Source organism: Solirubrum puertoriconensis (genome assembly GCF_001483135.1).
Classification (GTDB): domain Bacteria; phylum Bacteroidota; class Bacteroidia; order Cytophagales; family Hymenobacteraceae; genus Solirubrum; species Solirubrum puertoriconensis.
Genome location: NZ_LNAL01000003.1, coordinates 181,905 through 194,857, shown reverse-complemented (window position 1 = coordinate 194,857; position 12,953 = coordinate 181,905). Strand labels below are relative to the sequence as shown.

At 59.8% G+C, this 12,953-nt stretch carries 12 protein-coding genes; 5 read left to right on the top strand and 7 right to left on the bottom strand.

Annotated features, from left to right (window positions below; translation table 11 throughout):
• Positions 1-236: 236 nt before the first annotated feature.
• The 6 genes from rny to radC form a co-directional block, all read right to left on the bottom strand.
• Positions 237-1,901: a ribonuclease Y gene (gene rny, locus ASU33_RS01250; protein ID WP_059067351.1), complete on the bottom strand. Its 1,665-nt coding sequence runs from the start codon at positions 1,899-1,901 to the stop codon at positions 237-239.
• A 114-nt stretch (positions 1,902-2,015) separates the two neighbouring features.
• A complete protein-coding gene (locus tag ASU33_RS01245; RefSeq protein ID WP_059067349.1) occupies positions 2,016-2,306 on the bottom strand; it encodes a cell division protein ZapA in 291 nt (96 codons plus the stop codon).
• Between the two features lie 34 nt (positions 2,307-2,340).
• Positions 2,341-2,637 carry a hypothetical protein gene (locus ASU33_RS01240; RefSeq protein WP_059067347.1) on the bottom strand — a complete coding sequence of 99 codons (297 nt, stop codon included), beginning with the start codon at positions 2,635-2,637 and terminating at the stop codon, positions 2,341-2,343.
• A 188-nt stretch (positions 2,638-2,825) separates the two neighbouring features.
• Positions 2,826-5,261 carry a phenylalanine--tRNA ligase subunit beta gene (pheT, locus tag ASU33_RS01235; RefSeq protein WP_059067345.1) on the bottom strand — a complete coding sequence of 812 codons (2,436 nt, stop codon included), beginning with the start codon at positions 5,259-5,261 and terminating at the stop codon, positions 2,826-2,828.
• A 184-nt stretch (positions 5,262-5,445) separates the two neighbouring features.
• Positions 5,446-6,075, bottom strand: a complete 630-nt coding sequence (locus ASU33_RS01230; RefSeq protein WP_078062774.1) for a DUF1684 domain-containing protein — start codon at positions 6,073-6,075, stop codon at positions 5,446-5,448.
• A 119-nt stretch (positions 6,076-6,194) separates the two neighbouring features.
• The gene (radC, locus tag ASU33_RS01225) at positions 6,195-6,923 is read right to left on the bottom strand and encodes a RadC family protein (RefSeq protein WP_173664823.1); all 729 of its coding nucleotides are present in this window, start codon (positions 6,921-6,923) and stop codon (positions 6,195-6,197) included.
• Positions 6,924-7,050: 127 nt separating this feature from the next.
• Between radC and ASU33_RS01220 the strand changes: the two genes are divergently transcribed.
• From ASU33_RS01220 to ASU33_RS01200, 5 genes are all read left to right on the top strand, one after another.
• On the top strand, positions 7,051-8,304 hold the full coding sequence (locus ASU33_RS01220) for a metallophosphoesterase (RefSeq protein ID WP_059067341.1): 1,254 nt from the start codon (positions 7,051-7,053) through the stop codon (positions 8,302-8,304).
• 137 nt (positions 8,305-8,441) lie between these two features.
• Entirely contained in the window at positions 8,442-9,122 is a 681-nt protein-coding gene (locus tag ASU33_RS01215; protein WP_059067339.1) for a hypothetical protein, read from the top strand.
• A gap of 124 nt (positions 9,123-9,246) precedes the next feature.
• Entirely contained in the window at positions 9,247-10,029 is a 783-nt protein-coding gene (locus tag ASU33_RS01210) for a carboxypeptidase-like regulatory domain-containing protein (protein WP_078062772.1), read from the top strand.
• Positions 10,030-10,115: 86 nt separating this feature from the next.
• Positions 10,116-11,042 carry a UV DNA damage repair endonuclease UvsE gene (gene uvsE, locus ASU33_RS01205; protein WP_059067335.1) on the top strand — a complete coding sequence of 309 codons (927 nt, stop codon included), beginning with the start codon at positions 10,116-10,118 and terminating at the stop codon, positions 11,040-11,042.
• A 14-nt stretch (positions 11,043-11,056) separates the two neighbouring features.
• Positions 11,057-11,425, top strand: a complete 369-nt coding sequence (locus ASU33_RS01200; protein WP_059067333.1) for a hypothetical protein — start codon at positions 11,057-11,059, stop codon at positions 11,423-11,425.
• Between the two features lie 83 nt (positions 11,426-11,508).
• Here ASU33_RS01200 and ASU33_RS01195 read toward each other — a convergent pair whose 3' ends face one another.
• A complete protein-coding gene (locus tag ASU33_RS01195) occupies positions 11,509-12,828 on the bottom strand; it encodes a cystathionine gamma-synthase family protein (RefSeq protein WP_059067331.1) in 1,320 nt (439 codons plus the stop codon).
• Positions 12,829-12,953: the final 125 nt, after the last annotated feature.

Sequence of the window (12,953 nt, the reverse complement as noted above, 5' to 3'; positions counted from 1 at the left end):
ACAGAGGCACAGCTACTCAGCAGCGGCAGGCCCAACAGCAACAGTCGACGTACGGCCACAGCAACGGGTAATGGTTTGCGCTAGCACAACGTACGAAGCCGCGTTTCGTTGTGCAACTGTCGAGATTATTCTGGCGTTGCGCTTGAGCTAGCCGTTAACTGCCCTAGGTACCAAATTAAAACGCCCGCCGCAACAGCTGTTGCGGCAGGCGTTTGTACTGCGGAAAGTGCAGTAGCTTACTTAGCGTAGGCTACGGCGCGCATTTCGCGGATAACCGTCACCTTGATCTGGCCGGGGTACTGCATTTCCTTCTCGATCTTCTGCGAAATCTCGGAGGAAAGCTCCAGGGCGCGGTCGTCGGTTACGTTGTCGGCATCCACGATTACGCGCAACTCGCGGCCGGCCTGAATGGCGTAGCACTGGTTAACGCCTTTGAAGGCGTGCGCCGTTTCTTCAAGCTGCTTCAGGCGCTTGATGTAGCTCTCCATCATTTCGCGGCGGGCGCCGGGGCGCGAACCGCTGATGGCGTCGCAAGCCTGCACGATGGGCGAGATGAGCGCGGTCATCTCGATTTCGTCGTGGTGGGCGCCGATGGCGTTTACCACGTCGGGGTGCTCCTTGTACTTCTTCGCCAGCTCCATACCTAGGATGGCGTGGGGCAGCTCGGGTTCTTCGGTGCTCACTTTACCAATGTCGTGCAGCAGACCGGCACGCTTGGCATGTTTCACGTTCAGGCCCAGCTCGGCGGCCATGGTGGCGCACAGGTTGGCTACTTCGCGCGAGTGCTGCAGCAGGTTTTGGCCGTACGACGAGCGGAAGCGCATGCGGCCTACCATCTTGATCAGCTCGGGGTGCAAGCCGTGGATTCCTAGGTCGACGATGGTACGTTCGCCAATCTCGACGATTTCTTCCTCGATGTTCTTGCGCGTTTTGGCCACAATCTCCTCGATGCGGGCCGGGTGAATGCGGCCGTCTTTCACGAGCAAGTGCAGCGAGAGGCGGGCAATTTCGCGGCGCACCGGATCGAAACCCGAAATGATGATGGCCTCGGGCGTGTCATCAACGATGATTTCAACGCCGGTAGCGGCTTCCAGCGCCCGGATGTTACGGCCTTCGCGACCGATAATCTTGCCCTTAACATCGTCCGATTCGATGTTGAACACCGACACGCAGTTCTCAATGGCGTGTTCGGCGGCAGTGCGCTGAATGGTTTCCAGCACCACCTTCTTGGCGTCTTTGGTAGCCGTGAGGCGGGCTTGCGCCACGGTATCCTTGATGTACGACGAAGCCTGAATTTGGGCCTCGTTCTTCAGCGACTCTACTAGCTGCTCGCGGGCTTCGGCAGCCGTGAGGCCGGCAATGGCCTCGAGCTGGCGCTGCAACTGGTGGCGCTGCTCGTCAACTTCGTCTTGGTCTTGGCGCAGCTGATCAACCAGCTGTTCGTGGGCAGCGCGGCGCTTTTCTTCCTGCGATTCGAGGCGCTCCTGCTGGCGCTGGGCGTCGTTCTGTACCTTCTCGCGCAACGTATCGAGTTCTTTCTCCTTACGCTGCACCTGCTCCAGCTGGCGCTGGGTGGCTTGGGTAAGCTGCTTGATGCTGGCTTCTTGCTGCACCACTACTTCGCGGCGCTGCGAAAGGTCTTGTTCGGCCTCTTGGCGGAGGCGACGCAGCTCCTGCTCAGACTCGTTCCGAATCTGGCGGGCTTTGTCTTTGGCCTGCTGAATTCGCTCCTCACGAATTCGGTTGGCTTTGGCTTCGGCCTCTTGCAAAAGCTCCTGGGCACGGGCCTGCGCCTGCACCTCAGCATCTTGCCGAGCCTTACCAGCCATCTGCCGGCCGATGAAGAAGCCCATAACAAGGGCCACTACAGCTGCCAGCACGATGTATATTATTTCGAGCATGGTATGGTGTATGTTGGGGAGGATGAAACAAACACCATAGCCTGCGCAAAGCGTTCTGCCGCAACGGCAGTTACCGGCCGGGCCGTCTGCCCTAAGCCGTAAGCGAAATCGATGTTAGGCGAGTACCACCGATGCCAGCAGCTGATCGAGGCGGGAGAGGCGCTCGGTCAGGGCCGCATCAGTACCGTCCTTTTCCTTCACGGCCTTCATGCGGTCGGCCAGTGTGGTAAGCGCAATCATGGCCAGCAAGTCCTGCTTGTCCTGAATGCCGTATTGCTCCCGAAATTCCTTGATCCGTTCGTTGAGCATGCGCCCGGCTAGGCGCAGGCGTTCTTCCTCCTGCGGCGTTACCCGAAGGGGATAGTCGCGGTCGGCAATGCGGATTTTGATGGATAGTTCGGTCACAGTCGCGGGTGCTTTGGGTGGGTCGGCTAGGTGGTTACTCCCTCAAATAGGCAAGGCACTTATCTAGTTCGCGGATGTATTCGTTGAGACGTTGTTTCAGCTCGGTTGCGGTAGCCGGTTCGCCAGCTATGGTGTTAGCAAGTTTAACAATATTTTCCTGGTTCTGGTGCTCTCGTAGCTGCTTGTCACGGTCGCGCAGCTCGGCTTGGAGCTGCTGTATGGTGGTGTGAGCATCGGCCAGTTCTTCGCGCACTTGCTGATAGGCAGCCACTAAAGTGGTTACCTGCCGTTCCAATCGGTCGAGTTGGGCAAGCTGCTGCGAGGAGGCCATAATCAGGGAATTTCTGAGGCAAAGTAACGAAATGCATCGAGCTACTAGCCCTTTTCTGCCCGAAAGAGCCAGGAAGTAAATAGCCGTGGCACCAACCCCTGTAACTCCGCGGAGCGGTAGCGCTCAGTTGTTGAGCTTACTACCTTACTCGCGCAGGCCACAAAGTTGGCGCCACGTTCTTCTAAAAGCTACTTCCGGATAACCGCTCCGGCCTGCTGCTCGAACTGCGTCATGAGTTTTTGCATCACCTGATCGATGGCTTGGTCGGTGAGCGTGCGCTCGGGGTCTTGCAGCAGGAAGCTCAGCGAGTACGACTTTTTGCCGGCACCTAGGTTTTCGCCCTGGTACACGTCAAACACGTTCACTTCGCGCAGCAGCTTCTTCTCGGCTTTGGTGGCAATCTGGCGCAGTTGCTCGAAGCTCACGCCTAGGTCGACTACCAACGACAGGTCGCGGCGGACTTCGGGGAACTTGGGCAGTTCCTGCACCGTGAGGGCCCCTCGATACTTCTTGGTCAGCCACGCCCAGTCGAGCTCGGCGTACCACACGGGCTGGTTCACGTCCATCTGCTTCAGCACCTTCGGCGATACGCTACCCAGGTGCACCACCGGCTGGTTGTGCAACAGCAGGGTAAGGCCGCCGTTGAGGTACGGGTGCTGCACGGGTTGCTGACCCGGCTGCAGGTGGCCCAGGCTACGCAGCACCTGCAGCACGGCGCCGGCCAGGTGGTGGTAAGCCGTTTTGGCGTCGGGCTGCTGCCAGCTTTCGGCCTGCACATTGCCCGTCAGGAAGATACCTAGGGTGGGGCGCTCTTTGTAGCTGCCATCGGGCTGGCGGTGGTAGCTACGGCCGAACTCGTACAACTTCAGGTCGCGCTGGCGGCGGTTTACGTTGTGGCGTACAATTTCGAGGCCCGAGTGCAGCAGCGTGGGGCGCATCACGTCGAGGTCGGCCGAGTTGTAGTTGAGTACGCGCACCAGGTTGCCATCGGGCTGTTCCGCGGTTTCGAAGTAGCGCGAGTTGGTGAGCGAGTTCGTTACGATTTCGGAGTAGCCCTGACCGCTGAGCAACTGCGACACGTCGCGGCGGAGCAGCTCGGCATCGGGTTGCGGGAAGTTGGCCAGGTAGTCGGCGGCGTTGTGGGTGCGCAGCGGCACGTGGTCGTAGCCGTAAATGCGCAAGATTTCCTCCACCACATCGGCTTCACGGGTTACGTCCACGCGATACGGCGGCACCGATACAATCCACTCCGGCCCGCCGTGCACGTCGTTTTCCTCCACAATGAGGATGTCCAGATCGGTTAGGATCTGACGGATGCGGTCGGGCGCGATGTAGTGGCCGATGAGCTTCTCGACGCGCGGCAGCAGCAGGCGCACCGGCGTGTGCTCGATGTGCTTAGGAAATTCGTCTACTACTGGCGAAGCCACGCGGGCACCGGCCACCTCTTGCAGCAGCAGGGCCGCCCGCTTGAGGGCCAGCGGTACCATGTGCGGATCGGTACCGCGCTCAAAGCGGAACGACGCGTCGGTTTTGAGCTGGTGGTTTTGGGCGGTTTTGCGCGCTACGGCCGGGTTGAAGTAGGCGCTTTCGAGGAATACGCGGGTGGTACCTTCGGTAACGCCCGAGGTTTTGCCGCCAAATACCCCCGCCAGCGCCAAGGCACGGCCTTCGGCATCGGCAATAACCAAATCCTCGGCCTTGAGGGTGCGCTCAATGCCATCAAGGGTAGCGAACTGCTCGCTGGCCGCGGCGCGGCGCACCCGAATGCCGTTGCCGCCAATTTGGTCGGCATCAAACGCGTGCAGCGGCTGACCCAGCTCGTGCAGCACGTAGTTGGTTACGTCGACGACATTGTTGATGGGCGAGAGGCCAATGCTGCGCAGGCGGCGTTGCATCCACTCGGGCGAGGGGCCTACTTGCACGCCTTCGAGCAGCAAGCCCGCGTAGCGCGGGCACGCATCAGCATCCTCAATTTGCACGCCAATAGCCGTGCCGTTGGCCTGAGCCGGCGCGTGGAACTGCGTTACATCGGGCAGCTGCACGGGCTGGCGCAGCAGGGCGCGCAAATCGCGGGCTACGCCGAAGTGCGAGGCGGCATCGGCGCGGTTCGGCGTCAGGCCAATCTCCAGCACATGGTCGGAGCCAAGGCCGAAATACTCGGCGGCCGGTGTGCCGTTGGGCAGGTCGGTGTCGAGCACCATAATGCCGGCGTGCGAGGTACCCACGCCAATTTCATCCTCAGCGCAGATCATGCCCTCCGAGGCAGCACCACGGATTTTCGACTTCTTTATTTTGAACGGCTCGCCGCTGGTGGGGTGCAGCATAGCACCCTCCAAAGCTACCACCACGCGCTGGCCGGCAGCCACGTTGGGCGCACCGCACACAATGTTGCGCGGCGTGGCGTCGCCTACATCCACGGTGGTAATGCTGAGCTTATCGGCATCGGGGTGCTTCTGGCAGGTGAGCACCGTGCCCAGCACCACGCCCTGCAAACCGCCCGGCACGCTTTCCAGCTCCTCGAGGCCCTCTACTTCGAGGCCCGTGCTGGTGAGCAGCGCCGAAATCTCGGCCGGCGTTTTATCGGTGGGAAACAGGGTGCGGAGCCAGTCGAGGGAAATCTTCATATATGGTCAGTTGGCTGCGGCCTAGGTAGCCCTGGGCCGTTTGGGCTGAAGCAGCAAAGGTAAACGGTGCCGAACGATGTAGCGCGGACTTTGTAGCCCGCGTCCTAGGATAGTAGTCTCAATCGTTAAGCTGATCAGAAGTTACTATCTGGGGACGCGGACTACAAAGTCCGCGCTACAGGCGCTATAGCTCCTTGTAAGTTTTCTCCCCTACCGGCACCTCTACGCTTAACCAATTCTCTTTGGGTGGCATCGGGCACGAGGCGATGCTGTCGCCGTAGGCGCAGTAGGGGTTGTAGGTACGGTTAAAATCGAGCACTACTTGCTTGTCGTTCTCGCCGGGCGTTTCCACATCGAGGTAGCGGCCGCCACCGTAGGTGGTGAGGCCGTTGGTTTTATCGGTGAAGGGCACGAACAGCGTCGGGTCGGTTTTGCTGGCGCGCTTGAGCAACGTGAGTGCCTGCGGCTGGCCGGCAACCTCAAAAGTGGCGCGGGCAAAGCGCGTGTACTTGTCGGCGCCGCCTTCGGTTAGCTGCAGGCTAATGGTGTCGCCCTCAGCCAGGCGCTCAATTTTGGCTACAATGCGCCACTCGCGGTTTGGCGTGTAGTAGCGCAGGCTGTCGAACTTTTCGTGGAGCTCTTCGGGCAGGGGCGAGTCGCTGTGGCTGCGGAACTGCTCGTTTTTCTGCTTCCGCTCCTGCTTCAGCTTAAACGCGTACTGGTCGTCGTTGAGAACTAAGTCGGAAAAGATGTAGCCAAGCACTGCGACCAGGCCGACACCTAATAATATTCTGGGCACTGAAATTTTCGCCATACCGCAAAGCTAGCATCGCCGGAGCGAGTGATGCGTTGGCCTGGGCTGATTTCATGGCTGCCGCCCTAGGTGCCGTGCCCCGCGCAGCTCACAACAGCAAGCGGCACCTAGGGCGGCGGTTACAAGATGCCTTCATCCATGAAGCTGTAATAGCCGCGGTCGGTGTAGATAAGATGGTCGAGCACGGGCAGGTCCAAAAACTTGCCAGCTTCCTTCAGCTTTTTCGTGAGGGCAATGTCGGCGGCGGAGGGCTGGCGGTTGCCGCTGGGGTGATTGTGTACTAGGATAATGCTGCTGGCCAGCTGCTCCAGAGCGTGCTTGAAGATCATTTTGGGGTCGGCCACGGTGCCGGCTACTCCCCCGCTGCTGATTTTCTCCTGCCGCATTACCACGTTGGCCCGGTTCAGCATAATCACCCAAAATTCTTCGTGCGGTAAGTCCTGGAGGTTGGGGCGCACAAGGTTATATATATCAGTGGAGCAGGTGATGGTGGTGCGCTCGGCCGCAGCGGTTTCTTTACGGCGCCGGCCCAGCTCGAGGGCTGCCACAATGGTTATGGCTTTGGCCTCGCCAATGCCTTTGTGGCGCATTAGCTCCTTCACCGAAAGCTTGGCTAACTGGTTTAAGTCGTTGCCGGTAGAGGCCAACACCAGCTTGGCCACATCCACGGCCGAGAGCTTAGCCGTGCCCGAACCGAGTAAAATGGCCATCAGCTCGGCATCCGACAGGGCAGCGCGGCCCTTGAGCAGCAGCTTTTCGCGGGGGCGGTCTTCTTCGGCCCAGCTCTTGATGCTGAAACTCGCCGGCGCCTGGTAGCTGCCCGGTACGCTTTCCTCTTCCGACATCATGTCAAGCGAATTCATACGGCACTACAATTGTTGAGGGGCGGAGTAAAGTAAAATTTCAACTTGTTCGTCTTACGTACAGACGCGCGGCTGCAACCATACGGCCGCCGCGGAGTTTGTTAGCCTCGATATGTCTCGTCTGTTTTCATCGTTCTTTTTTCTGGCGCTGCTGGTGGTGGCCGAGTGGTACGGCTCGCAAGCCATTCGCACGCTGTTGCAGCATTATTCGCTAAACACCCGGCGCGTGGTTACGGCGGCCTACTGGCTGGTAACCGTTGGCCTATGGGTGGCGGGTATTTGGGCCATGAGCACCCGCCACATGGGTGGCAGTGCCGTTAAATCATACATCGGCGGCTTGCTGCTGGCGTTTGTGGTAGCCAAGCTCATTGTGCTGCTTTTTTTGGTACCCGAAGACGTTGTACGCCTGGGCCGTTGGGTGGCGCGGTTGTTCACGCGCTCGGGCGATGGTGCCGTGGCAAGCGGCGCGCCTATTACGCGCAGCGAGTTCCTGAGCAAAATGGCCCTGCTTACGGCGGGTATTCCGTTTGTGGCGCTGATTTACGGCATGGTAAAAGGCGCCACCGATTACCGCATCAAGCGCGTGACGTTGCGGTTCCCGAACCTACCGGCTTCGTTCGATGGTTTCAAGATGGTGCAGATTTCGGATCTGCATACGGGCTCCTTCCAATCGAAAGAGCCGCTCCGCCGGGCTGTGGAACTCATCAACCAACAGGGTGCCGACCTGGTAGTGATGACCGGCGACCTAGTAAACAACTTCGCCCACGAGGTAGAGGAGCACATTGAAACGCTGGCCGGTATTACCTCGGGCGGAGCCAAGCTCTCGGTGCTCGGCAACCACGACTACTCCGACTACGTGGACTGGGGCCCCCTAGGTGGCGCCGAGGCCAAGGCCGCCAACCTGGCCCGCATCAAGCAAAACCACGCCAAAATTGGCTGGCGCCTGCTGCTCGATGAAACGCACCACATTGAGCGGAACGGCGAGAAGATTGCCATTTTGGGCGTGCAGAACTGGGGCCAGCGCGGATTTGCTAAGTACGGCGACCTGCCCAAAACCTACGCTTCGGCGGGCGATGCGCCTTTTAAAATCCTGCTCTCGCACGACCCCTCGCACTGGGAGGCGCAAGTACTGGAGTACAACGACATCGACCTCACGCTTTCGGGCCACACGCATGGCATGCAGTTTGGCGTGAACCTGCCGCACCTTAAGTGGAGCCCCGTGCAGTATGTATATCGGCAGTGGGCGGGCCTGTACGAGCGCGGCAAGCAGTTGCTGTACGTAAACACCGGCCTCGGCTTCATCGGCTATCCTGGTCGCGTGGGCTTCCTGCCCGAAATCACGGTGTTTGAGCTGCGCCGGGCGTAGCTTATCTAAGAAGTACTCAATTATCTAGGTAACGCAACATTAACAGCTTCGTATAAGCTGGTGTGTATGGTGCTGTGGCACGCCCGGCAAGGGCATCCACGGCGCTGTACCTTCTTCAACTGTTGACTTACTTAGATATGAAAAAGACCTTCATGCTATTGGCCTGCGCGGGTGCGCTGACCATGGCCTCGTGTAGCAGCGATAACAGCAACACTGATTCGACGGCTACCACCACCGAAACCACGACCACTGAGACTTCGGCCACCGGTAACGCTTCGGCTGCCATGGGCGGCTACTCCGATGCCGACTACAACAGCCGCGCCGATCGGATTTCGCAGGACATGGCGAGCAACATGAAGCTCGACGACGCCACTCGCGAGAAAGTACGCACCGTGTACTACAACCGCTCGAAGCGCCTAGGTGAGCTGCACAGCAAGTACGCCAACGACACCACCGGCATGGCCGCCGAAATGAACCGCGTGTACTCCGACGCCGACACCGAACTGAAGACGGTGTTCACGGAGCCCGAAATGTACGCCACCTACGAGTCGAACCGCGACATGTACCTAGAAGACCGCTACATGACCACCGATAACACCTCGATGGCCAGTGGCGACGACATGAACGCTGAAAATGCGTCGGGTTCGGCTTCGATGTCGGGCACGATGAAAGCCAAAGACGGCGACACGAAAGTGAAGATTCAGCGCGACGGCGACCTGAAGATTAAGGACGCCGCCGACAACAAAACCAAAATGGATGCCGACGACGGCACCGTGAAGCACAAACCCGAAGAGGGCCAAAAGGTAAAAATGGAATAGCCGGTTGGCTTAATTCTGGATTTTGCAAAAAAGCCTGCGCCGTTGCCAACGGCGCAGGCTTTTTTTAACTCATTGGCCTGAGGCTTGAATACATTGCGGGCCGATTGGTTGTTTGCAGCCTTGCATGAAAGTATCGTTGAATTTACATCGGTTGATTTCGCCTTGGTGGCTGGCCCTAGCTGCTGTGTTGTGCCTGTGGGCCGCTGTGCCGGCAACGGCGCAAACGCAGGTGCGCGTTACGGGCTCCATCAGCGACAAAGACACGCGGCAAGACATACCCGGCGCAGCGGTAATCAACCTACGCACCCGCCGCGGCGTGGTAGCCGATGAGCAAGGCAGCTTCAACCTGATAGCGCAATCAACCGACACGCTTGAATTTCGGGCTATCGGTTATGCCTCGTACCGCATGCCCCTAGGTGGCACGGGCCTCTCGCAGCTGATTGTGCAAGTAAAGCTGCAGCGTACCAGCGTGCAGCTCACGGGCGTTACCATTCGCGAAGGCCGCCCCGACGATGCCACCATCAACAAGGCCTTGCGCAACATTCGGCGGTCTACACCACCGCCCAACGCGGTAAAGCGCCCACCCAAGCCCAAGCCCCTGTTCCCCGTCGACTCTACGGCCCCCAAGGCGCCCGTTCCTACGCTGGCCAGCCCCATCAGCTTCCTCTACGACCAGTTTTCGCGCGAGGGCGACCAGCGCCGTAAGATGGAGGAAATTCAGGCTCAGAAGCAGTACAACGATGAGCTGGCCCGGCGCCGCGCTTATAACCGCCTCTTCCGCGTAAACAAGGGCTACGAGGTGGAGGGTGACTCCGCTTACGTGCCCATTTCGGTGCCGCGCACTTTGCCTGCGTTGCCCACCCAACCCGTTCAGCCGCCCGCTGGCAGTTTGTCGCCCAAGCGTTAAGCCACGCTGCTGGCCGAAGCAGGCCGGCCCTAGGTACATGCATGGTTTTGCCAACCTAGGGGGCGGCCCCGGCGTAAGCCATAGCTATGAGAATTGGCTATCCTTGCGTCAACGAGTCGCTCGACTGCACGTCTACCTCCACCTTCCGGCTGGCCTCGTACTCGGCCGAGCGGCTGGAGCAGGCGGTTGCCAACAACTTGGCTTGCCTGCAGCGCATTCTGGAGTACAACGTTCAGCACGATTTGCGCTTTTTCCGGATTGGCTCGGGCATCGTGCCGTTTGGCTCGCACCCCGTCAATACCTACCCTTGGCAAGAGCGCTTTGCGGCCGAGTTTAGGGCCATCGGCGACTACATCAAGCAGCATGATATGCGGGTGTCGTTTCACCCCGATCAGTTTGTGGTGCTGAACTCGCCCGACACCGGCATTGTGGAGCGTAGCGTAGCCGAGCTGGTGTACCAAGGCTCCATGCTCGATTTGATGGGCCTCGACGGCAAGGCCAAGCTGCAGATACACGCCGGCGGCGTGTACGGCGACAAAGAAGCCGCCCTGAAGCGCTGGATTGCGACTTACAACGAGTTGCTGCCCGAAGCCGTGAAGGTGCGCCTGGTGGTTGAAAACGACGACCGCCTCTACAGCCTGCAGGAGTGCTTGCGCCTCTACGACTCGGTGGGCGTGCCGGTGCTGTTCGATAACTTCCACCACGAGTGCCTAAACAGCGGCGAGCCCATGCCCATGGCCTTGCAGTTGGCTGCTGCCACCTGGCACCCCGAAAAGGACGGCCCGCTGATGATCGACTACAGCTCGCAAGCACCGGGCGAGCGGAAAGGCAAGCACGTGAACAGCATCGAGGAAGACCTGTTCCGGTCTTTTGTAGATGATTTGCGTGGCATCGACGCCGACATCATGCTCGAGATAAAAGATAAAGAAGCCAGCGCCCACAAGGCCTGCGCTATTCTGCGCGACGTGGGCCGCCTTACGGCGCCGCGCACTTCATCAGCCACTTCGTACTAAGCTATATCCCAACCATGCAATCACCCCAATCCGACCAAAACGCCGACCTTCTCGCCGATACCATTCATGCCCTGCAAAGCGGCCTAACGGCTGTGCCGCTGAGCGAAGCCATGACCAACACCGAAGCTTGGCAGCAGCAGTTCCTGCAAAGTGGCCAGCCCGAGCTGCAGAACATAGCCCGCGAAATCGGCAACCTGCAGTCCATTCTCAGCAGCGGCCAGCTCGATGGGCCTGCCATCGGCCGCTCCCTAAGTATGCTGGGGGCACAAGTGACGGAGATTATGCCGCACGCTCCAGATGAACGCAAAGTGGGTTTGTCGCAGCTGAGCACCTTGCTGCTGCGCATCGGCGGCGAGCTGGAGGTTGATAACAACGGCCGCTAAGGCTTTCCCCTACGAATAAACAGCACGGCCGGCACGCTCAATGAGCGTGCCGGCCGTGCTGTTTTGGCACCTGAGTGCTTGGCTTAGATTACCGCGTCGTACACGTTTGCATCAACAAACGCAGCCGCCTCGGCCTCGTCGCCGAAGGCTTGGGACAGGTCGGCAATAATGTCGGCAGGGTCCTCTACGCCGATGCTCAGGCGCACCATGCTTTCGGTGATGCCCATTTCGCGCTGCAGTTCGGGCGTGATGTCGGAGTGCGTCATGGTGGCGGGGTGCTCGGCCAGGCTTTCCGTACCGCCCAGGCTCACGGCCAGCTTAATCAGCTGCAAGCGGTTGAGGAAGCGGAACGCCTCGGCTTCGCCACCGGCAATGTCAAACGAAATCATGGAGCCCGGCGAGAGGCACTGGCGCCGGTAAATATCCTGCTGGGCAGCGTTGTCGTCGAGGTGCCCTAGGTAATAGGTGCGCGTAACCTGCGGGTGCTGCCGCAGCCAATCGGCTACTACGCGCGCCGATTGAGCGGCCCGCTCCATGCGCAGTTTCAGGGTCTCGAGGCTGCGCATCAGCATCCAGCCCGTGTTCGGGTCGCACATGGTGCCCATAAAGGTGCGCATGGCCCGTACCTCCTTCATCAGGGCTTTCGAACCTAGGGCCGCGCCGGCAATCAAATCGGAGTGGCCACCCAGGAATTTGGTAGCCGAGTACAGTACCAGATCGGCACCGTGGCGCAGTGGGTGCTGAAACACGGGCCCCAGGAAGGTGTTATCGACCACCACACGGCAGGGGCGCTCAGTGCTGCCGGCCAGCTTAGCCGCCGCCACGCACGCATCCAGATCGACGAGGTGGTTGGTGGGGTTGGCGGGCGTCTCCACGTACAGCACGGCCAACTTTTCACCTAGGGCAGCGGCACGAGCCTGCAGTTCATCGGCGGGCAGCGTGGGCGAAAAGCCTTCGGCCGTGATGCCAAAGCGCGGCAGTACGTTTTTCAAGAAGAAATCGGTGCCGCCGTACACGGGCTCGGAGTGCAGCACCACGTCGCCGGGCTTCAGCAGGGCCAGCAGCGAGGTGCTGATGGCGGCCATGCCCGAAGCAAACGAAGCGGCATCTTCGGCGCCGTCCCACAGGGTAAGGCGGTCTTCCAAAATTTCGAGCGAGGGGTTGTTGAGGCGCGAGTAAATCAGGCCCATTTCCTCTTCGGGAGCGGGCTGGCGCAGGCCATACGCCAATTCGAAGAAGGCTTTGCCCTCTTCGGCGTTCTTAAACACGAACGTGGAGGTCTGGAAGATGGGGCACTTAATGGCGCCCTCGCTCCATTCGGGCCGAAAGCCGTAGCTCATCATCAGGCTTTCGGGCTTTAGCGGCCGGCCATTTAGCTCGGCTTGCTTGCGCAACTCTTTCATGGGTGGGAGTAAAGTGGGTGGGAGGTAACGAAGGTAGAGATTTGCCTCATCCTGCTCACTCACCCTAGGTGCGGCGGCACCCCAAACGCAAAGGAGCCCACACCAACGGTGCAGGCTCCTGTTGA